The organism is Rhizobium sp. NZLR8 (assembly GCF_019685025.1).
In the GTDB taxonomy this organism is placed as follows: Bacteria; Pseudomonadota; Alphaproteobacteria; order Rhizobiales; family Rhizobiaceae; genus Rhizobium.
Map to the genome: position 1 here is coordinate 729071 of NZ_JABDVY010000001.1, position 19831 is coordinate 748901.

General features: G+C 62.4%; 20 protein-coding genes and 3 pseudogenes. 6 read left to right on the top strand and 17 right to left on the bottom strand.

The features are described from left to right. Positions 1 to 85: 85 nt before the first annotated feature. Positions 86 to 769, bottom strand: a complete 684-nt coding sequence (locus HJB89_RS03530; protein ID WP_221140689.1) for a glutathione S-transferase family protein — start codon at positions 767 to 769, stop codon at positions 86 to 88. Between the two features lie 110 nt (positions 770 to 879). Between HJB89_RS03530 and HJB89_RS03535 the strand changes: the two genes are divergently transcribed. Beyond that, complete coding sequence (locus HJB89_RS03535; protein ID WP_221148937.1) at positions 880 to 1323, top strand: MarR family winged helix-turn-helix transcriptional regulator; 444 nt, start codon at positions 880 to 882, stop codon at positions 1321 to 1323. On the opposite strand, the gene ybaK is transcribed toward HJB89_RS03535, so the two are convergent. From ybaK to HJB89_RS03555, 4 genes are all read right to left on the bottom strand, one after another. Continuing rightward, complete coding sequence (gene ybaK / locus HJB89_RS03540; RefSeq protein WP_221148939.1) at positions 1324 to 1797, bottom strand: Cys-tRNA(Pro) deacylase; 474 nt, start codon at positions 1795 to 1797, stop codon at positions 1324 to 1326. Between the two features lie 28 nt (positions 1798 to 1825). Further along, positions 1826 to 2176 (bottom strand): ArsC family reductase, encoded by a 351-nt coding sequence (locus tag HJB89_RS03545; RefSeq protein WP_221148941.1) that lies wholly within the window; start codon positions 2174 to 2176, stop codon positions 1826 to 1828. Positions 2177 to 2277: 101 nt separating this feature from the next. After that, complete coding sequence (locus HJB89_RS03550) at positions 2278 to 3339, bottom strand: succinylglutamate desuccinylase/aspartoacylase family protein (RefSeq protein ID WP_221148943.1); 1062 nt, start codon at positions 3337 to 3339, stop codon at positions 2278 to 2280. Positions 3340 to 3435: 96 nt separating this feature from the next. Then, positions 3436 to 4044 (bottom strand): 2'-5' RNA ligase family protein, encoded by a 609-nt coding sequence (locus HJB89_RS03555; RefSeq protein WP_221148945.1) that lies wholly within the window; start codon positions 4042 to 4044, stop codon positions 3436 to 3438. A 168-nt stretch (positions 4045 to 4212) separates the two neighbouring features. On the opposite strand from HJB89_RS03555, the gene HJB89_RS03560 reads away from it, so the two are divergent. Further along, the gene (locus tag HJB89_RS03560) at positions 4213 to 4776 is read left to right on the top strand and encodes a methylated-DNA--[protein]-cysteine S-methyltransferase (RefSeq protein ID WP_221148947.1); all 564 of its coding nucleotides are present in this window, start codon (positions 4213 to 4215) and stop codon (positions 4774 to 4776) included. 34 nt (positions 4777 to 4810) lie between these two features. On the opposite strand, the pseudogene HJB89_RS03565 reads toward HJB89_RS03560, so the two are convergent. The 3 genes and pseudogenes from HJB89_RS03565 to HJB89_RS03575 form a co-directional block, all read right to left on the bottom strand. Continuing rightward, positions 4811 to 5544, bottom strand: a pseudogene (locus HJB89_RS03565) (SDR family oxidoreductase). Between the two features lie 36 nt (positions 5545 to 5580). After that, complete coding sequence (locus HJB89_RS03570; RefSeq protein WP_221148949.1) at positions 5581 to 6432, bottom strand: oxidoreductase; 852 nt, start codon at positions 6430 to 6432, stop codon at positions 5581 to 5583. A 36-nt stretch (positions 6433 to 6468) separates the two neighbouring features. Further along, positions 6469 to 6837, bottom strand: a complete 369-nt coding sequence (locus HJB89_RS03575) for an Atu4866 domain-containing protein (protein WP_221116675.1) — start codon at positions 6835 to 6837, stop codon at positions 6469 to 6471. 125 nt (positions 6838 to 6962) lie between these two features. Between HJB89_RS03575 and HJB89_RS03580 the strand changes: the two genes are divergently transcribed. The 3 genes from HJB89_RS03580 (at position 6963) to HJB89_RS03590 (ending at position 9470) form a co-directional block, all read left to right on the top strand. Next, positions 6963 to 7859 carry a LysR family transcriptional regulator gene (locus tag HJB89_RS03580; protein WP_221148951.1) on the top strand — a complete coding sequence of 299 codons (897 nt, stop codon included), beginning with the start codon at positions 6963 to 6965 and terminating at the stop codon, positions 7857 to 7859. Between the two features lie 172 nt (positions 7860 to 8031). Further along, positions 8032 to 8886, top strand: coding sequence for a helix-turn-helix domain-containing protein (locus HJB89_RS03585; RefSeq protein WP_221140690.1), 855 nt, complete (start codon positions 8032 to 8034; stop codon positions 8884 to 8886). Between the two features lie 38 nt (positions 8887 to 8924). Then, positions 8925 to 9470 carry a YbhB/YbcL family Raf kinase inhibitor-like protein gene (locus HJB89_RS03590; protein ID WP_221132394.1) on the top strand — a complete coding sequence of 182 codons (546 nt, stop codon included), beginning with the start codon at positions 8925 to 8927 and terminating at the stop codon, positions 9468 to 9470. Between the two features lie 349 nt (positions 9471 to 9819). Here the strand turns inward: HJB89_RS03590 and HJB89_RS03595 are convergent, their stop codons facing one another. The 6 genes and pseudogenes from HJB89_RS03595 to HJB89_RS03620 form a co-directional block, all read right to left on the bottom strand. Next, on the bottom strand, positions 9820 to 10632 hold the full coding sequence (locus tag HJB89_RS03595) for an aldo/keto reductase (RefSeq protein ID WP_221149025.1): 813 nt from the start codon (positions 10630 to 10632) through the stop codon (positions 9820 to 9822). A 124-nt stretch (positions 10633 to 10756) separates the two neighbouring features. After that, positions 10757 to 11272 (bottom strand): annotated as a pseudogene (locus tag HJB89_RS03600) (dihydrofolate reductase family protein); the annotation flags it as partial. A gap of 188 nt (positions 11273 to 11460) precedes the next feature. Next, a pseudogene (rpiB, locus tag HJB89_RS03605) lies at positions 11461 to 11909 on the bottom strand (ribose 5-phosphate isomerase B). A 65-nt stretch (positions 11910 to 11974) separates the two neighbouring features. Continuing rightward, positions 11975 to 13537 (bottom strand): glutamine-hydrolyzing GMP synthase, encoded by a 1563-nt coding sequence (gene guaA / locus HJB89_RS03610; RefSeq protein WP_221116679.1) that lies wholly within the window; start codon positions 13535 to 13537, stop codon positions 11975 to 11977. Positions 13538 to 13650: 113 nt separating this feature from the next. After that, entirely contained in the window at positions 13651 to 14289 is a 639-nt protein-coding gene (locus HJB89_RS03615) for a 5'-methylthioadenosine/S-adenosylhomocysteine nucleosidase (protein ID WP_207582571.1), read from the bottom strand. Beyond that, positions 14286 to 14735: a PaaI family thioesterase gene (locus HJB89_RS03620; RefSeq protein WP_003544704.1), complete on the bottom strand. Its 450-nt coding sequence runs from the start codon at positions 14733 to 14735 to the stop codon at positions 14286 to 14288. Before HJB89_RS03620 ends, HJB89_RS03615 begins: the two co-directional genes overlap by 4 nt. A gap of 219 nt (positions 14736 to 14954) precedes the next feature. Here HJB89_RS03620 and HJB89_RS03625 point away from each other — a divergent pair, with 219 nt between their 5' ends. Beyond that, a complete protein-coding gene (locus tag HJB89_RS03625; protein WP_207582572.1) occupies positions 14955 to 16031 on the top strand; it encodes a DUF2252 family protein in 1077 nt (358 codons plus the stop codon). Between the two features lie 59 nt (positions 16032 to 16090). Here the strand turns inward: HJB89_RS03625 and HJB89_RS03630 are convergent, their stop codons facing one another. From HJB89_RS03630 to HJB89_RS03640, 3 genes are read right to left on the bottom strand one after another with little or no spacing between them, the layout of a single operon-like run. After that, the gene (locus tag HJB89_RS03630) at positions 16091 to 17170 is read right to left on the bottom strand and encodes a DUF1513 domain-containing protein (RefSeq protein WP_207582573.1); all 1080 of its coding nucleotides are present in this window, start codon (positions 17168 to 17170) and stop codon (positions 16091 to 16093) included. 4 nt (positions 17171 to 17174) lie between these two features. Continuing rightward, positions 17175 to 18278: an imelysin family protein gene (locus tag HJB89_RS03635; RefSeq protein ID WP_207582574.1), complete on the bottom strand. Its 1104-nt coding sequence runs from the start codon at positions 18276 to 18278 to the stop codon at positions 17175 to 17177. Continuing rightward, a complete protein-coding gene (locus tag HJB89_RS03640) occupies positions 18278 to 19816 on the bottom strand; it encodes a di-heme oxidoredictase family protein (protein ID WP_207582575.1) in 1539 nt (512 codons plus the stop codon). Before HJB89_RS03640 ends, HJB89_RS03635 begins: the two co-directional genes overlap by 1 nt. Between the last annotated feature and the right edge of the window lie 15 nt (positions 19817 to 19831).

Consider the following 19831-nt stretch of genomic DNA (forward strand, 5'->3'; position numbering starts at 1 on the left):
CAGACTTAGACCCGTTTGCGGCGAAAATGAAGCGCGCCGCTACCGAATTGCCAGCGGCCGGATCGACACCCGGCCACTTGCGCGCTCAGGCGGCGGCAGGCTGCCTAAGCAGGATCGAGTTGTGTTTGTTGAGGAAATCCGTCAGTCGCTCGGGGTAATCCTCGCCAACGGCGGCTCGGACACTCGCGCGCTCTGACAGCGCCTTGCGCCAGCGCTTTACCCGCTCGAGCCCGTCGAAAATGCCGCTGTCGCCGAGCGTGTCGAAGAGATCGAAATAACGAAACACAGGCGCGAAGACGGCGTCGACGAGGCTGAAGCCACTGCCGGGAAAATAGGCCCCGTCGCCCAGCGCGCCCTCGAGCGTCGTGAATTTTGCGATGAGCGCCTTGCGCTTGGCCTCCAGCTGCAGTTCATCCTGCGCCGTTTCATAACCCCAGAGATCGGACAGCACGGACGTGCCGAATTCCATCCAGCCGCGATGACGGGCGCGGGTCAGCGGATCGGCCGGATGCAGCGCAGTTCCCACCTGCGTTTCCTCCAGATATTCGCAGATGACGCTGCTTTCGAACAGCACCGCCTCGCTGCCATCCTTTTGTTCGATCCGCAGCAGCGGCACCTTGCCGAGCGGCGAGATTTTCAGGAACCAGTCCGGCTTGTTGGCAAGATCGATGTTGATGCGCTCGAACGGCACGCCCTTTTCGAGAAGCACGATCGCGGCGCGCTGCACATAGGGGCAGAGGTGGTGGCTGATCAATGTAAGCTTGCTCATGGCGCTCTCCTGATGCCGCACGCCGCGGCTGAAAATATCAATAACGATGATAGATGCAAATGCATATAATAGCGATTGCGCCGGCGTTCAAGTTAAATGTAACTGCATCTATGTCCGACAAGTCCCCGACGCCGAGCGAAGCCGCGACCAGCGCATGGATACACATCATGCACGCCCGCGATCGTCTGCTTGCGGCGATCGAAACCGATTTCAAGGCGGCGAAAATGCCGACGCTTTCCTGGTACGACGTGCTTTGGGAGCTGGCGAGGGCAAAGGGCGGGCGATTGCGTCCCTATGAGATCGAAGAACGGACGCTGCTTGCCCAATATAATCTTTCCCGCCTGTTCGACCGGCTGGAAAGGGAGGGCTTGGTCCGCCGCGAGACCTTCGACGAGGATGCGCGCGGCCGCTGGGTCGTGATCACCGATGCCGGGCTGCAGCTGCGAGAGCGCATGTGGGCGGTCTACGCCAGGTCGATCGAAACCCATATTGGCTGCAAGCTTGCCGAGAACGAGGCAAATACCATAACAGCTTTACTGGCTCGTTTCCTTTGATCAGGCGATCAATGGCGCGCCGACCGCTTTCAAGGCCTTCAACGCATCCTTTGGATCGAGCCGCACCTGCAGTCCGCGTTGGCCGCCATTGATAAAGACGAGCGGTTCGGCCAGGGCGGTTTCCTCGATCGCCATCGGCACGGATTTCTTCTGGCCGAAGGGGCTGATGCCGCCGACATGATAGCCCGTCAGCCGCTCGGCATCGGTTGGCTTCATCATGTTGGCCGATTTGCCGTGAAAGGCGCTGGCAAGCTTCTTCATGCTGACTTCGCGGTCCGACGGCACGACGACGCAGACCGGCCTGCCGTCCACCTCCGCCATCAACGTCTTCAGCACCCGGTGCGGCGCTTCGCCAAGGGCTTCCGCCGCCTGCAGTCCGACGCGCTCGGCGCCCGCGTCGTAGTCATAGGCATGGACCGTGAAGGCGACGCCTGCCTGGGAAAGAACCTGTGTCGCGCGCGTGGCCTTGGACATCTCTAGCTCGGGAGTTGTTGCCTGTCGTTCAGCCTGCAAATGCACCGGCGTAAATCTCCGGCTTGAAGCCGATCAGCAACTTGCCGCTGGCCTCCAGCACCGGCCGTTTGATCATCGACGGCTGGTCGAGCATCAGTTGGATCGCCTTCTCCCGGCCGAGGTTCTCCCGCTCTGCATCAGCCAGTTTGCGGAAGGTGGTGCCGGCGCGGTTGAGCACGGTATCGAGCCCGGCCTGATCGATCCAGGCATCAAGATGGGCACGGTCGATGCCGAGCGCCTTGTAATCGTGAAACGCATAGGCAACGCCGTGTTCTTCCAGCCAGCTGCGGGCCTTCTTCATCATGTCGCAATTCTTGATACCATAGATGGTGACGGTCATGCCCGATCGATTCCCTGTGATCGCTGCGAGATACCATGCAAGAAGACCGGCGCAAACGCCCGCGACACTTTATCCCGGCGCTCGCCGGGATACGGCTCGGCTCAATTCTCCAGCGTGCCGGCCTTGCGCAAGGCGTCGCTGGGACTGTCGCAGACAATCTTCATCAGGTCGCCGCGCCGCCGTACCAGCCGGTCGGACGTTCGGGTCAGGATCAACCCGTCTTGCGGGGCGCGGAGTTCGATGCTGCCACCCGGCTGACCGGGGCGGGTGACAATCGTCGCCAGGAGCTCGCCTTCCACAACCCTGTCGCCGATGGCGCGATGCAAGAGCACGGCCCCACCTTCAGGAGCGCGAATGATCTCGACATTGTCGAGCGGCACGGCCGGACCGGAAAACGCCCTTGCCTCAGCCTTCACCTCACCGACGATCCCCCGTGCCGCAAGGAACCGCCACAGCCCCTCCGCATCCTTCTCAGCCAGCACCGGATCGACGTCGCGTTTGCCGCGCAGCTCGACGGTGACCGAAAGCCTGCCCGGCAGCCGCGATTGGCGCTCGCCGGGAACCTCGTATTTCCAGGCAAAACCGACCGCCTCTTCGAAGGCCGAGCTTTCGCCATCCGAAAGCAGCGCGGCCTCCATATCGAGTGCAGCGGCAAGATCGGCCGCCTCCGGCCAGAAGGCTTCGTCGATATAGGCATATTGCAGGGATTCGTCGTCGCAATGCAGGTCGAGGACGAGATCGGCGCCAAGCGCCATATGCAAGAGCTGTCGTTTCAGCCTGTCGGTAGCCGGATAATCATCGAGGTCTTCGATCAGCGTGGCCCGATCGGCAAGGGAGATCAGCGGAAAATCCCGGTTGAAATTGGTGCGTGAGCCAAGGTCGAAACGACCCTGCAGGTCGCCGAAATGCGATTGCGCCGCACCGATCGGATTGGCCTGCGGCACGATGGTGATGTCGCCGACGATCCCGCCTTCGCTTTCCGCCTGCCGCAGCCGCTCGCAGAGGAAATGCAGGAGCACCGTTCCCGGCAGTTCCCCGGCATGCAGTGCGGCCTGGATATAGATCTTCGGCGCCTTCGGATCGTGGCCCGCAAAGCGCAGCACCGGCAGCCGCCACTCCGTTCCCGGCGTATCTCCTGGGATGATGATCTCTGAAACATCCATGCTGTCTTCGTTCTCCGTTTGCCATCCCGACGGTTGTTCAGCTTTATGCGCGGAAATCGCGGAAGCGCAAGCCTTGGTCCGGAGATGCCATTGCCGTCAGCCAAGCAGCGGCCAGCGATCGATGATGTGGTGTTCGGTTTTTCCAAGAACGCTGTGAATGAGCAGGAATTCCCGCGCCGTCCACGAAACCGGTTGGTCGAGGCTCGTCGGCGGCACTGCTTTGCGGTCATAGAGCAGCGTCATATGCGCCGTGAAATTGCGATCGATATTGTCACGCAATCCGGTATTGTGCAGGCCGACACCAAGCTGGACATGCAGTCGCATGAGCGGCATCAGCCCGTCTTTGCTGCAGAGCACCAGAGGCCGCGCCTTGCCTTCCCGCTTGAAGCTCATGATCCTGTCGAAGGTGACGGCGATCAGCGCGCCCTCGACTGTGGCGGCGGCCTGCCGGGCCGCAAAGATCACGTCCTCCGGCAACACTTCATAGTCGCCGATGCCGATAACGCTCACATGCAGGGTCGTCAGCCGCGGCTTTGCGGAAACGGAGAAGGTCTTGCAATAGTCGTCGGCGATCGAAGCCGCTTGCCGTTCGACGATCGCAGGCGGGCGGAGCGCAAAGAAAAGCCTGTGGCCGCCGTTCCGGCTTTCACCCGCCTGCCCGCGTCGATTTTGACCATGGTCGAAATCGAAGGAAATCTGGTTCATGGCCTGTCAGGTCGTCATGACCGCCTCGCGCTCCAAAAAAGAGGTGAAAGATACGCCGGCAAGGTAGAATATCAAGAACAAAAAAAGAACGAGATGCGCAAGAATCGGGTTGAAACAGCGGCCGTTCCGTACGATTTTGGTGGTAATCGAAAACGCGGAGGCTGTGTCATGGCCCAGACGATCCATCACTATCTCATCTTCGAAACCGCGGCTGGTTTCTGCGGCATCGCCTGGAGCGACGCCGGCATCGCCCGCTTCCAGCTGCCGACGAAAACCGCGGAAGCGACCGAGCGGCTCTTACTGCGCCGCCTGCCGGGTGCCGAGCCCGGCGCGCCGACGCCTGATGTGCTCGAAACGGTCGCCGCCGTGAAGCGCTATTTCCAGGGCGAGGAAACGGATTTTTCCGACGTCGAACTCGATCTTGCCGGGCAGGATGCCCTCTTCAAGGATATTTACGCGGCGGCAAGGCGTGTCGGCTGGGGCCATACGACCACCTACGGCGCGCTGGCGAAAGAGCTTGGCGCCGGGCCGGAAGTCGCGCGCGACGTCGGCCAGGCGATGGCGAAGAACCCGGTCGCATTGATCATCCCCTGCCATCGGGTGCTGGCCGCCGGTGGCAAAATCGGCGGTTTCTCGGCTCCCGGCGGCTCGTCATCGAAGACCCGCATGCTGGAGCTTGAAGGCGTCCAGCTCGGCCCGCCGCCGCCCGCCCAGCAATCGCTGGGGTTTTAGGCGGCGGGGCGGTCTCAGCCGGGATGCCGGCTGCTCAATGCGGGCTGGCCGTTGGCCGGACGATGATCTCGCTGACATCGACATCGTCAGGCTGGCTGACGGCATAGAGGATCGAATTGGCGATAGCCTCGGGGCTGATCGTGACCGCCCTGAAAACCCTCATGGCGTTCCGCGCGGTCGGATCGGTAATCGTGCCGGCCAGTTCCGATGTCGTGGTGCCGGGGGAGATGACCGTCACCCGGATGCGATCCGTCTCCTGCCGCAACCCGTCCGAGATCGCCCGCACCGCGAATTTCGTCGCGCAATAGACCGCGGCCGTTGGGGAAACGGCGTGGCCGCCGATCGAAGCCAGGTTGATGATCTGTCCGGATCCCTGCGCCTTCATGATCGGAAGCGCAGCGGCGATGCCGTAGAGCACACCCTTGATGTTGACGTCGACCATCCGGTCCCACTCGTCGACCTTGAGGGCCGCAAGCGGCGAGAGCGGCATGACGCCGGCATTGTTGACGATAACGTCCAACCGGCCGAATTCGGACCTGGCAAAACCCGCAAAGGCCTCCACTTGGGAACGGTCGGTGACATCAAGCTTTCGCAGCCGCACGCTGCCGCCCTTGGCTGCTATTTCGCCGGCGAGTGTCTCCAGCCGCTCGGTGCGGCCGCGCCGATCACGAGATGCGCGCCCGCGGCAGCCAGCACCTTTGCAGTAGCCTCTCCGATGCCGCTGCTGGCCCCGGTAATGGCGATGACTTTTCCTTCGATCGTCGACATTTCAAGCTCCTTTGTCGATTGAGTGTTTCTTGGTGGTCAGCTGGGGAAATCGGCGCTGAGCGTCGTCTCCGCCCAGGCGTCGAAGTTTCCGCGCAGCGCGTCGAGCCGTTCGCGGGCGATCTTCAGGGCAGGTGCGCCGAGCAGCAGACGCAGCGGCGGTTCCTCCGCCTCGAAGGCCGATAGGATGGCGGCTGCGGCACGGACCGGATCTCCCGGCTGTTTGCCGGAGACCGAGCGGGTGGCCTGGCGCCGCTTGCCCGATGTCTCGGCATAGTCGTCGATAACGGTGCTGGATTCGACCATCGACCGGCCGGCCCAGTCCGTGCGGAAAGCGCCGGGCTCGACGATCGTCACATCGATGCCAAGCGGCTTGACCTCATGAGACAGCGATTCCGACAGCGCCTCGACCGCGAATTTGGTGGCGTGGTAATAGCCGGTGGCAGCGAAGGCGACGAGACCGCCGAGCGAGGAGACATTGAAGATGTACCCTCGCCGGCGTGTCCGCATACCCGGCAGAACCTGCTTGGTGACATCGATCAATCCGAAGACATTGGTCTCGAACTGGGCGCGTATCTCCGCATCGTCGCCCTCCTCGATCGCCGCGAGATAGCCGTAGCCGGCATTGTTGACGAGCACGTCGATCGCGCCGAAATGTCTCTCGGCGTCATGAACCGCGCCGGCGACGGAGCGGCCGTCCGTCACATCGAGTGCGAGAGCAAGCGCGCGGTTGCCGTGTTCAGCTGCGAGATCCCTGAGGGTCTCTGGTCTGCGCGCGGTCACGGCGGCGCGCCAGCCACGGGCGAGAACCGCCTCCGCAAGCGCCCGGCCGAGGCCGGACGATGCGCCGGTGATGAACCAGATGGGTGTGGTGGAAGACATGATCGTCATCCTTTCCGGCCGAAACGGCCTTATCCCGAGTGATGTCTATTGGCGGCGGAGCACCATGCCGCCATGATGGAGCGTATCGCCGTCGACGAAATCGCCGTCGGCCGTGAAGCCGGTGTCGTCCCAGTATTCGATATGGCTTCCGGTGACTTCGTAACGGCCTCGATAGGCGCTCTCCCGGTTGCCGCGGGCCTCGTCGTAACGGCCGTCGGGCAGGAGTTCATGGCGGATACGGCCATCATCCGTCACCCATATGCCGACATAGGGATGTTGCTGCATCGTGTTCTCGCTTGTTTGTTGACGTATGGATCGCCGGTCGTTGACGGCATCCGCGGGGCCGATCGCCGTGCCGGCCAGGGTGGTGACGGCGAAAATTTGCAGAACAGCGCTCTTGGAAATCCTTCGCATCGTTTTTCCTTTCGATAGAGGGCTGGCATGACGGCCGCCTTGCCTGACCTCGAGAGAAAAATAGGCTGCGCAATCGAGTTGATTAAGTTGCCAATACCGGATGCCTTGGTTAGAACTGCTAACCAATGATCGACGATCTCGAAGGCATTTCAGTCTTTCTCGCCGTGGCGGAAGCGCGGAACTTCCGGCTGGCCGGTGAGCGACTTGGCGTCACCCGCTCCGCCGTCAGTCAGGCTCTGCAGCGTCTGGAGGATCGTCTTGGGGTCGCGCTGGTCCAGCGCACGACGCGCAGCGTTAGCCTGACCGAAGCCGGCGACGTGTTCTTCGAGGCGGTTCGCCCATCGGTCCGGCAGGTCAAGGATGCGATGCAGACGGTGCGGGAGATGCAGGCGCGCCCGAGCGGCCTGCTGAGGATCACCGTTTCCTCGATCGCCGAGAGTTTTCTGTCCGGCACCTTGTTGGCCGGGTTCATGCAAGCCTGCCCTGAGATCAAACTCGATATCACCGTCACCGATGACGAATTCGATATCGTCGAGGCCGGCTTCGACGCCGGTGTCCGGCTCGGCGAAGTCATCGAGCAGGATATGATCGCGATCTCGGTCTCCGAGCCGCAGCGCCAATCCGCGGCCGCATCCCCCGCCTACCTTGAGCGCCGCGGCCATCCCCGCCATCCCAGCGAACTGCAGGATCACGCCTGCATCGGCTGGCGACCTCGCCCCGATACGGCGCCTTATCGCTGGGAGTTCACCGAAAATGATCGCGACTTCGACGTCACGGTCGATCCCGCCGTCACCACCAACGACATGGGGATGATGATCCGCATGGCCTGCGCCGGCGCCGGGATCACCTTCGGCATGGTGGAAACCTTTGAGGCCTATATCGAACGCGGCGAACTCGTGCCGCTGCTCGAAGATTTCTGCCCGCCCTTCCCGGGCTTCTATCTCTATTATCCCAGGCGCCAGAGGCAGCCGCTGAAGCTGCGGGCGCTGGTGGAGCATATCAGGAAGTCCGCTAGGCATTAGATATGGTCGAGCCCTGCCCGAACCCGGTACGATACCAGCGAATTTCCCGAGGATGAGAGCGGCTGGCTCCTGCGGCATAGGCCCCGGCTCAAGGTTGCCCCAGTCACGCGGTTTTGCTATTTCCCCATCGCTAAGGATCAGGGGCGAGGGGCATCCTGTTGCCGGAGAACCTATGCTGGACGACGTCTTTCCCATTCCGACCAGGGCCCTGATCCGTCAGGGTGGACGCGCCTGCTTTTCTCGTCTCGTCAGCACGAGCCCCTTGTTGATCCAGGTGCAATCCGGAACGAAGATCGTCATGGCGGATGATAAGGCTTTGCGCCTCGAGGCAGGCGCATATGCCTTGCTGCCCGACTATCGACCGTTGACCATGGAGAATATTCCCAGGGCGCCACAGAAATATCAGACCCTGGCGCTTCCTGTCCCCAGACCGCTCTTCGAAGATGCCTATAGCAGCATGGAGTCGGTGGCCGTTCCATCGCGGCCTATCCCGGCAGGCGCCTCAAACCTGCCGGAGGAAGCAGCGGCATTGTTTGACTATTGCTGTCAGCCCGGCAATCTGACGCGGCTTCCCGGCGTTATTGCCAAGGCTCGTCTGATGGAACTCGTCACCTGGTTTGCGCTCTGCGGAGCGGTGCTGGGTCAATGCCAGAGCCCTCGGCTCGAGGATCGGCTGAGGCAGATGATTGAAGGTGATACGGCCCGTGATTGGACGCTGGGGCAGGCGGCGCGCGCCTTCAACATGAGCGAGGCGACGCTCAGGCGTAAGCTGGCCGCCGAGAATACCGGTTTCAGCGAGATCTTGAGCGATACAAGAATGAATCGCGCCCTGGGCCTCATTCAAACCACAACCTTGCCGATGGCGCAGGTTGCGCTTGAGGTCGGTTACGATTCCCCGTCGCAATTCTCGGCGCGGTTCAAAGAGCGGTTTGGCGTCAATCCGCGCCACGTGCGGGGCGGATCTGAGCGTTTTGAGCGGATCGGGGCAGAAGTTGAGCATAGCGGGGCAGATGCACCTGCTCCGTGACGATAGCTTTCCTGCATTATCAACCGCAGGAAAACAGCATGCGTTCCATAATAGCAGTCCTTCTCGCCGCGTCCGTCTTCGGCGCCGCCGCCGCCCATGCCGAAATGAAGCTCACCTCGAAAGATCTGACTTCAGGCAAGTCCATGGCCGATGCGCAGGTCTTCAACAGCTTCGGCTGCGCCGGCAAGAACATCTCGCCGGAACTGGCCTGGTCGGATGCTCCCCCGGCGACCAAGAGCTTCGCCGTCATGGCTTACGATCCGGATGCTCCAACGGGTTCGGGCTGGTGGCATTGGTCGGTGTTCAACATTCCCGCGGATGCCTCGGAGATCGCCACCGGCGCCAGCGGTGACAAAAAGCTTCCCGCAGGCGCCGTGGAAGGCCACACGGATTTTGGTGTCTCAGGGTATGGCGGCGCCTGCCCGCCGGCCGGCGACACGCCGCACCATTACCAGTTCACCGTCTACGCGCTTTCGGTTGACAAGCTGCCGCTTCCCGATACTGCGCCGGGCGCCATGGTTGGTTTCTATGTCAGGGCAAACACGCTCGACAAGGCCTCCGTCGAGGTCACCTACGGCCGCTGAGCTTGGCATCGCAGCCGTCATCCCTAGTGCATGTCGCCCTGAAGTGTGCGGCGGTTCTGGGATAACGATATGCATAGAAACAAAGGACTAAAGCGCGGCGCATGAATCAAGTTTGATGCGCCGCGCTTTAGATCAGGATAATTTTAGGCCTGATCGGCCTAGAATCTGAATCCCGATCTAAATCAAAGCAATAGAGCATGATGTCATAAGAAAACCGCGCACACTTTGCGGCATCATGCTCTGGATGACAAACAGCCGGCCGAGGTGAGTGAACCTCGGCCGTTACTGCTGACGACGATCCTGACCGGCCAAACAGCCATCCGTGTTGGCGGTCTGCCTTACGTTCAGATCATCCGAGGTGTCGCGGATCGCCGCTCGGCCAGGCCACCCCGTCACCGAGGTCCATCGTTTCGATGGCGCGCATGTCGTTTGCGTCGATAGCGAATACGAAGATGTCGAGATTCTCGCGCATGCGTGCCGGGTCCATGGTTTTGGGAAGAACCGCAAAGCCCTTCTGCACGCCCCAGCGGAGCAACAACTGAGCTTCCGTGACGCCGTATTTTGCCGCCATTGCCTTAAAAGGCGATGCCGCTTCGGCCCCCGCTGCTTTCATCTCCTCGGTCTTGGCGCTTTCTTGACCGTCTTTCGCCCGCCACGTCGAGAGCGGCACCAGGGAACTGTAGGCAATCGGTGCGACGCCATTGTCGGCAAGATAAGCGACCAGATCCGGCTTCTGCGACCAGGGGTGCAACTCGATCTGGTTGGCTGCCGGCAGAGGCAAACCGGCAGCCTTGATCTCGTCGATATGCGCCTCCGTGAAATTGCTGACGCCGATCGCTCTGATCTTGCCCTGTGACTTGAGGTCGACGAGGGCGCGCCATTCGTTCAGCCGCTCGGTGCCCCCGGATGGCGCATGGATGAGGTAGAGGTCGAGATAGTCCAGCTCCAATGCGGCAAGGCTTTTTGCAAATGCCGCCATGATGCCTTCGTAGGTCTTCGGCGCATCACCCCAGGCAGCATTGCCGGGCCAGACCTTGGTGGTCACGAAAATGTCCTTTCGGGCAAGACCCGCGGCGGTGAGGCCGGCTTTGATGCCTTGGCCGACGCCCGCCTCGTTCTGATAGCCCTCGGCCGTATCGATATGACGGTAGCCGGCAAGAATGGCAGCCTTGACCGTGGCTGGGGCGTCCTCGGCAGAGACGTGGAAGGTGCCGAAGCTGCGCCACCGCGCCCCCGGGAAAAGCCTTCGAGCTCATCAGCTTGAGAGGCGCTGGGGCGGGGAGTTCGCAGAACAGCGGCAGGCCTTTGCCCAGCGCCACGGGGATCACAAGCAGGGCGAATTGATCGACCAGTCCCTGGGCGACAAGACTGCGGGCAAAGCTGACGCCGCCGTGGGCGATGATCGGCTTGCCCTCCTGGGCCTTCAACTTGGTGATTTCCTCCGAGAGCTCACCGCTCGCCACATAGGCCTCCGCCCAACTGCTTGCGCCGGGCTGCAATTCCGCAGACTGTCCGGTCCCCTTGGCGCTGATGTCATCGAGCGCCGCCGTGACATTCGTGAGGATCGCCGGCCCCTGTCGTGAGAAGACGGCCTTGGGGATCTGGTTCATCGGCGGCGCGAACGCCAGGGTGGAGGTCGGCCAGAAGGGGGCCATGGAAAGGAAGCTGCGGCTGCCCATAATGTGCAGGCCGGCATTCCCTATAAACTCGATGCTCCAGGCCTTCGCCTCCCGATCGAAGCCGAACATCCATGTGTTTCGGCCGTCCAGGTCACTGATGAAGCCGTCGACCGATATGGACATCTTCGGGATCAGGTCTCTCACGGCGCTCTCCTCCTTGGGTGCTGACCCAAGGACGCACCAGATCGACAAGATCCGACATCACACGATCGTTTTGTAGCCGTCGGCCCTTCTGTCGCCGCCGGCCCGGGCATTCCTCTGCCGCTGAGCCTACTCGACATCTTCTCCCAAAGAAGACGCAAGGAACGGCGCTACTCCTCCAGCGCCCCAATCATTTCCACCCGCGTCGCATGCCGACCGCCCTCGAACTGGGCGGTTAGGAACGCATCTACGATGTCGAGCGCCAGCCCTTCGCCCACCACGCGCACACCAATCGACAGCATGTTGGCATCATTGTGCTGTCGGATCATGCGGGCTGAAAACGTGTCGGCGCAGATGCCGCAACGGATACCCTTTACCTTATTCGCTGCCATCATGATGCCCTGGCCGGTGCCGCATAGGATGATGCCAAACCGGCAATCACCAGAGGCGACGAGCCGCGCCGCCGCTCGCCGTGTTTGGGATAGTGGGTGCTTTCCGGCGTCGTCGGTCCGATGTCGACCACCACCCAGCCATGTGCCGCGATATGGGCGGCAATGGCCTGTCGGAGCTGAATGGCCGTGTGGTCGCTAGAGAGGACAATACGATTGTTGGCTGTCATGGAGAAGTCGTCCCGTTTCCCCGAAGCAATTTAGCGGGCTGGGCGAGTTGGATCAACTCAGCCCTTCATTCCCACTCGATCGTGCCAGGCGGCTTCGATGTCACATCATAAACCACGCGGTTGATGCCGCGCACCTCGTTGATGATGCGGGTCGCGGCGCGGCCGAGGAATTCCATGTCGTAGTGGTAGAAGTCCGCCGTCATGCCGTCGACCGAGGTGACGGCGCGCAACGCGCAGACGAATTCGTAGGTACGTCCGTCGCCCATGACGCCGACGGTCTGGACCGGAAGCAGCACGGCGAAGGCCTGCCAGATGGCGTCGTAGAGGCCGGCCTTGCGGATTTCGTCGAGATAGATCGCATCGGCCTCGCGCAGGATCTCCAGCTTTTCGCGGCTGATGCCGCCTGGGCAGCGGATCGCAAGGCCGGGGCCGGGGAAGGGGTGGCGGCCGATGAAGCTGTCGGGCAGGCCGAGTTCGCGACCGAGCGCCCGCACCTCGTCCTTGAACAGTTCGCGCAGCGGCTCGACGAGCTGCATCTTCATGCGATCCGGCAGGCCGCCGACATTGTGGTGCGACTTGATCGTCACAGACGGGCCGCCGGTGAAGGAAACGCTTTCGATCACGTCGGGATAGAGCGTGCCCTGGCCGAGGAAATCGGCGCCGCCGAGTTTCTTTGCCTCTTCCTCGAAGGTCTCGATGAACAGCCGGCCGATGATCTTGCGCTTGGTTTCCGGGTCGCTGACGCCTTCGAGCTCGCCGATGAAACGGTCGGAAGCGTCGACATGCAGCAGATGCAAATTGTAGTGCTCGCGGAACATGGCGACGACGCCGGCCGCCTCGTCCTTGCGCATCAGGCCGTGGTCGACGAGGATGCAGGTCAGCTGGTCGCCGACCGCCTCGTGGATCAACAGCGCCGCGACTGAGCTGTCGACGCCGCCCGAAAGGGCGCAGATGACGCGCTTGCCGCCCACCTGCTTGCGGATCTCATCGACTGCCTTCTGGCGATAGGCCGACATCGACCAGTCGCCCTTGAGGCCGGCGATGTTGTGGATGAAATTACCAATCAGCTTGGCGCCGTCGGGCGTATGCACGACCTCGGGATGGAACTGCACGCCGTAATATTTGCGCTTCTCGTCAGCGATGAAGGCGTAGGGCGCGTTGGAGGAGGTGGCGACCACCTCGAAACCCTCAGGCAGCGCGGTGACGCGGTCGCCATGGCTCATCCACACCTGGTGGCGCGAACCGGAGGACCAGAGGCCCTCGAACAGCTGGCAGTCCTTGTTTACCTCCAGGAAGGCGCGGCCGAATTCGCGGTGATGGCCGCTCTCGACCTTGCCGCCGAGCTGCATGCACATCGTCTGCTGGCCATAGCAGATGCCAAAGACCGGCAGGCCGCTGTCGAAGATGATCTGAGGCGCTCGCGGCGATCCCTCGTCCACCGTCGAAGCCGGGCTGCCGGAGAGGATCACGGCCTTCGGCTGCAGGCGCTTGAAGCCCTCTTCGGCCGATTGAAAGGGAACGATCTCGCAATAGACGCCGGCCTCGCGCACGCGTCGTGCGATGAGCTGGGTCACCTGGCTGCCGAAATCGACGATGAGAACGGAGTCGGGATGTGCTGTCTGGGTCATGGCGAGGCTTTAATGAAAAGCGCTTCGCCTTGCAATCCGGGAAATCGGCGGCATTGGTTTTTATTGTTCCGATTGTCCCTCGCGCGTCTGAAAAGACGCGCGGCTTTTAGGGCTCAGAACCAGAAAACTCCGTCCTCCAGCGCCGTGAACAGGCTGTCGACGCCGTAGGAGAGCTTGCGGTCGACGATGTGCAGATATTCGGTCCAGCCCGAGATGTGCTGCAGTTCGACCGCGCCGTCGGAAATGCCGCGCAGGCCGATCAGCGGCAGCTTGTAGCCCTGGCAGGCGCGCAGCACCGCAAAGGTTTCCATGTCTACCATGTCGGCGTCGATATCGGTATAGGCCGCGCCTGAGATCACGTTGCCGCCGGTGGAAAGGCTTGCTTCCGGAATGCCCGGGATGCGCAGCGGCAGTTCGAGCACCGCCGGCAGGTCGAGAAAGGGTGTCCTGCCCTTTTCGAAGCCGAGCGGCGAGGCGTCCATGTCGCGATAAGAAACCGAGGTTACCTGATAAATTTCCGTCTGCTCCAGTTTCGCCGAGCCGGCCGAGCCGAGGGAAACGACGAGATCGGGCAGGTCGTCGGCCGCATCCAGCCGCGCCAGCGTCTTGGTCAGCGCGACCGCCGCCTCGACAGGGCCGACGCCGGTCATCAGAGGTTCGATGCGCGAACGCAGGAAGGGGCCGTATTCGGCCTCTGCCGCCATGACGAAAAGCATGGACTTTCCCGCGACCGACTTCAGCTCGAACTTCATCCCGTAATTCCTTCTCTACCGCGGATCACCATCATCGTTCCTGTCATCGAGGCGATGAGCTTCGCCGGCCCGTCGCTGATTGCGTAGCCTCGCCCGTCTGCGACGATGATGGTGGAGCCGGGTTTGGTGATTTCCCCGCGAAACAGGAAACGATCGCCACGCCCCGGCGACATGAGATTGACCTTGAACTCGATCGTCAGGATCGAAGCTTCGGGGTCGATGACGCTATAGGCGGCGAAACCGCAAGCCGAATCGAGCGCTGCGGAAATGATGCCTGCGTGCAGGATGCCGTGCTGCTGTGTCAGTTTGACGTCGAAGGGAAGCTCGATTTCGACGACGCCATGCTCGACGCGCGTCAGCTCTGCGCCGATCGTCTCCATCGCCGCCTGCCGCGCAAAATTGCGGCGGATTCGCGCGCGGAAATCGCCCCTGTCAGTCTCGCTCATGGCTGCCCCTCTTGCAGCGGCGAAAGTGGCATGGCGGGCCGGATTCGACAAGCTGCACATTGCTGAAATCGGTCTCAGCGGCGATGGAAAGCTGCGGCCGTGTCGCCGGGGCCACCGTTCGCCTTTCCGTCACCATGCAAGCTGGTGCGAAGACGATTGCAGCTTCGCGCCCAGCGCGTATTCTCCGCGTCGGATCTCGAAAGGATGGAGCGCCGGCGCATGACGACGATATCGCAATCGGTCCGGAATTTCGAGACTTGGCTGGCCGGCGAACTCGGGGCCGATCTCGTCGCGGACGATCTCCGGGAGAAGCACGAGAAGATGCGAAGCGGCGGCTTCGTCTTCCTGCGCGCCACCTATTGGCGCTGGTGCGAGACTATCCTCGATATCTGCCCGGAACTCGCCCGCGCGCCCGAGGTGCTGGCGATCGGCGATACCCATCTGGAGAATTTCGGCACCTGGCGTGATGGCGAGGGCCGGCTCGTCTGGGGCGTCAATGATTTCGACGATGCGGCGGTGATGCCTTATACGCTGGATCTCGTTCGCCTTGCGGCCAGCGCTGTGCTGGCGCGCGGCGACGATGGTCCCTCGGTTCGGATGATCGGCGAATTGATCCTGAGCGGCTATTGCAGGGGCCTTGAAAATCCGCTGCCCGTCATCCTCGAGCGCGATCACAAATGGCTGCGCAAGGCGCTGATGCTGCCGAATTCCGAACGTCGGGAATTCTGGGAGAAATATGAAATGCTGCTTCCCGGCAGCGAGCCTCCGCCCTCCGCCTATGTCAAGGCGCTCGCAGATGCACTGCCGCTCGGCTCAGGCAGCTTCGTGGCGAAGCCACGCAGCGGCGGCACCGGCAGCCTCGGCCGGCCGCGTTTCGTCGCCTATGCCGAATGGCAGGGCGGACCGGTGCTGCGAGAGGCCAAGGCGCTGCTGCCGTCCGCCTGGTCGCTTCGCCACAGACCACAGGACGTGGCGATCCATGCGGGCGAGATCGCCGACGGGCGGATGCGGTGCGTCGATCCGCATTACCGGGTTTCCGGCCGCATCCTCGTACGCCGGATCTCGCCGAACAGCTGCAAGATCGAAATCGACCGGCACCCCGAAATCCTGCTTTCGCCGACGATGCTCGAGCTGATGGGCTTCGAGATCGCCAATTGCCATTCCAACGATGCGGCAGCGGTCGCCGTGATCCTTCGGGATATCAAGACACGCGGAAACGAATGGCTGCATGAGGCGGCAAGGGCCGCGGCCTCGAGCATCAGCGCCGAGCAGAAGGCCTATGTGCGCGACGGTTGATGCATGTCGCCCTGATGTGTGAGCGGTTTTCGCGCGAGATCACGCTCTACGTCGCTGGTTCAGATCCGAACGATGTGCTGATCCCAGGCGACGTCGCTGCGGGTCGACAGGAAATCGCCATCATAGGAGGAGACGGCAAAGCCGCTCTTTGCCGGCGCGATGCCGGCCGCATCCGGAATGCTGGTTTCGGCGAGCACCTTGCCCGTCCTTGCGTCGAGGGTCACCGAGGCGCCGCCCTTCGGCGAGGTGATACCGACGAGGCCCTCACTGCGATTGACGGCAATCGCTCCGACGTAATTGGCGAGCCTGCGCGTCGTCTGCTCCGGCAGGTCGATGAAGGTAAGGTCCTCGCCCTTGGTGAAATGGCCGACGAGCGGCGGCAAATCCTTGCGGTGACCCTCGTACTGGCAGGCAAACCAGATGCGGCCCCTGTCATCGAGATCGATGTGGCGGGTGGAGAGTTCTGCCCATTCCGCCGGCAGCACATGTTTTTCGACCAGAGCACCGGTCGCGGCATCGATCAGCACCAGCGACGGCTGCATCTCCCCGAGATTGAGCTTGGTGCGGCCGAAATCCGGATGCGTCTCGATGCCGCCATTGGCGACGATCAGAAGACGTCCGTCGTCGGAGACCGTCATGTCGTGCGGGCCGATGCCGTAGGTCTCGAATTCGCCGATGCGGGTGAAGCGGTCGGTGGCGTCGTAGAGGCCGATCATGCCGCGATTGCCGTCGAAGTCGTTCTCGCTGGCGTAGAGCAAACGACCATCGGCGGAGAAGGCGCCGTGGCCGTAGAAATGCCGGTCTTCCCGCGAGCTGATGACAATCGGTTCGGCCTTATTTCGCGGATCGAAAATCATCGCATAGGTGCCCGGCCGGCGGGCGAAGGCGACGGTCCTGCCGGTGGCGGCACTGAAGGCCATGCCGTGAGCCCGGGCGGGAAGCTTGACCTGATCGATGACCTCGCCGCGCTCTGTCACAGTCGCGACGGCAAAGGAGCCGTCGGCCGCACGAATGCCCGAGGCATAGACCGCGTCCGCCCGCTCCAGGGCCATCAGCGATTTCGGTGCCAGGGTGGCGAGGAAGCCGAGCCCGGCCGCCTTGACGAAATCGCGTCGGTTCATCGCAGCACTTCGCATCATTGGTTCAGTCCCCGTCCGAAAAGGAAAAGCCGGCCGAAAGGCCGATGGCGGCGCCATATTCGTCGCTGATCCGGGTGATCAGATCGCGGCTCTCGGCCAGCAGCGTATCGAGCTTGGCCTTCTCCGCATCGCTTAAGGCGGCATCGATGTCGGGATTGAGTTTCGGCACGCTGTCGAGCAGCGATTTGAAATCCTCGTCGATTGAGGCGGCGATCGGCTGTTTGTCCGGCGGCAGAAGTTCGGCCATGCCGGCCTTCTGCCAGAGCGTGCGCAGTCCCTCCAGATTGGCGGCCATCGATTTCCAGGTGTTTTTCGAGCGCCAGTAGATCGCCATGCGCGGGCGCGGTGCGGTGTCCTTGCCCTTGTAGAACTGTTCGAGCCGCTGGTCGCGGACATTCTCCGCGCCGTGGACGAGAATGCCGAGCAGCGCGGTCACCGCTTCCTTGTTGTCCATGAAATCGTTGCTCTGCGGGCCTGGATGTTTCCAGCTCGCCTGCACGCCGTCGGGCTTTTCCCAGGCGGCGACGACTTCGCCGGCCTCACGCTGGATGTTTCCGGCAACCGCCTGGCCGTAAAGGCAGCGGAAGCCGCCCTTCTGCTTGACGAGATCGTCGGCGCCATTGCCGTAAAGCACGTATTCCAGCGCCGTCAGGCCCTGCAGCGCAACGCTCTTGCCGGCGATCGCATCGACCGCCGCATCCTTCGGATCGGCCTTGGCGATCAGCGCCTGCACCTGCTTCAGGCCGACGCCCTTGCGGTCGGGGTAAAACAGGATGTGCTCGAAGAGATTGTCCTGGATGACAGGCCCGGTCTGGACGATCTCGATGATCGACCAGTAGCGGATGGTGTCGTCAAATGTGGATTTGGCCTTGTCGAGCGTCTGCTGCGTGCCGTCGTCGCAGAGATCCTTCATCGCCGTCGTCAGCCGGGCGGCCGATTGCTGCATGTTGCGATAACCGGGGCGGATGACTTCGTCGACGGCGCGCTGCATGACCGCCGGAACGGCATCCTCGTTCAGCCCTGCCGGAGGGGTGGCGGCGGTCTGGGCGACCGCCGATGTGGCCAGGCCGATCAGAGTGAGGCAGAGCAGGGGGTGCCAAAGGCGCATCAAAGTGACTCCAGGAATGTAATCAGGGCCGCCCTGTCGTCTTTTGACCGGGAGGAGAAAGCGTTGCGGGCCTTTTCAGCTTCGCCGCCATGCCAGAGGATCGCCTCGGTGAGATCCCTCGCACGGCCGTCATGCAGGAAAAAGCTGTGTCCGCTGACCGTCCGGGTCAGTCCTATACCCCATAGCGGTGGTGTGCGCCATTCACGTCCGCTTGCAAGACCGACCTGCTGCCCGTCGGCAAGCCCGTCGCCCATATCGTGCAGAAGAAAGTCGGAATAGGGCCAGATCAGCTGGAAGGATTGCGCCTTGTCGGGCGAATCCCTGCGGGTGACGAATTTCGGCACATGGCAGGAAATGCAGCCGCTGTCGTAGAAGATCCGCTTGCCCTTCAGCGTCTCGGGAAAGCTCGCCTTGCGGCGGGCCGGAACGGCAAGGTTTTCGGAATAGAAGGTCACCAGGTCGAGAATGGGATCCGGTGCCTCTTGCGCCCCCAGCCGTTTCTGTACGCCGGTCGGCATATCAAGGCATTTCTCTTCCGCCTTGGTGCAATCGCCCTGCGCATTCGGCTGATCGGATGTCGAGATGCCGATATCGCTGGCAAAGGCATCGGCACTCTGGTCGCGCACCGTGGCGTTCTGCGCCTTCCAGCCGAACCGGCCGAGTGTAACCTCGCCGCTGCGGTGGTCGCGCACCATCGCCGCCTTGCCGGAGATGCCGTCGCCATCGGCATCGTCTGGGTCGGCATGGGCAAGGATATCGGCCTCGGGAATCGCCTCGATCAGCCCAAGGCCGATCATGGCCGAGGCGACACGCGGCGAAATTGTCGTCGCCTGATCGAGCGATCCATAGGCAAGGTTCGTCACCGCATAATGCGGCCGGCGCAGCGATACGGTCTCGCCATCGCCGAGCGTCACCTTCTCTTCATCATAGTTGATTGCCATCCGGCCTTCGGCAGCAAGGCCGGGAACGGCAAAGTCCTGCAGCTGATGGCCATAAACCGGATCGGGGAAGTTGACGACGTCAGCTCCCGCGATCGCCTTTTCCTCGTCCGGCGTTGCGGCTGCTCGCGAAAGCCGCAGCAGCATCGAGACAGCACTTGGGCCACCCTCCGGCGGTTTGCCGCGGCCGTCATTGACATGGCAACTGATGCAGGAGCGGGCGTTGAAAAGCGGCCCAAGGCCATCGGAGGCCTGCGTCGAGGAGGGAGCGGAAACCCAGAGCTTGCGGAAGAGCGAATTGCCGAGCCTGAAATTCTGCTCTTCCTCGAAGGGGATGTTGGCCGAAATATGCGAGAAGCTGTCTTCGGTGACCGGGTCGATCGAAGTCGTAGCACCCGCCTGCATCGCTTCGTATTGCTCGGCCTTCGAAAAATCCTTGGTCGGCCGCGTCACGTCGGCGACGCGCTTGAGATCGGCTTCGGAAAGGTCGATGCGTTTCGCCGGCAGATCGAAACCGGCGGCAAGTGCTGCGGAAAAACCGGCAAGCGTGGCGCAGAGCACTGCGCTGGCGATCAATCGGCGGGCCGGGGCATGCGACATTTCAGGGTTCGGGCC